Raw genomic sequence first — 515 nt, 5'->3', positions numbered from 1 at the left:
TGCCATCGATATCAACGATCCCTTTCTCAGCAGTCGGCTGTTCGGCACCGGCTGGGACGATCCGCAGATGGCCGGCTACGCCTGCTGGTACAACCTGCAGCAGATTTTTAGCTGGCTGGCGGCGATGGGCTGGCAGGTGATCCTACACACCGGCGTCACCACCCGCAGTGACCTGCTGCAGCGCTTCCTGCAGCTCGCCGCCAACCAATTTCCGCCAGCCACGCTCAACAGCTGGCGCTTTGTCTGGCACTGGTCGCCCCAGGCCAGCGAAGAGGCGCGCCTGCACGCCTGGCGTCAGCAGCGTGAAACGCTACAGGCTTTACTGCCGCAGCCACAGCTGGGCGTCTGGCACCGCTTTAGCGAAGAGGCGATGAGCGACGATCCTTTTCTTGCTTCGCCGATCCTCGCCGAAGCCGATTTTCTCGCCTGCCAGGCTGACGCCAACGAGCTGCTGGATCTGGCGCAGCTGGATAGCAGCAGGCTGGCCTCCAGCGAGAGCTATCCGGTGCATAAGC

General features: G+C 63.1%; 1 protein-coding gene. It reads left to right on the top strand.

Annotated elements, in window-relative coordinates; genetic code table 11:
- On the top strand, positions 1–515 hold a 515-nt coding region (locus FJV41_RS55450; protein WP_220137998.1), incomplete at both ends, for a hypothetical protein.

It is taken from the genome of Myxococcus llanfairpwllgwyngyllgogerychwyrndrobwllllantysiliogogogochensis (assembly GCF_006636215.1).
In the GTDB taxonomy this organism is placed as follows: Bacteria; Myxococcota; Myxococcia; order Myxococcales; family Myxococcaceae; genus Myxococcus; species Myxococcus llanfairpwllgwyngyllgogerychwyrndrobwllllantysiliogogogochensis.
Note: the sequence above shows the minus strand (reverse complement) of the source record. Positions and strands in the feature narration are given on the sequence as shown.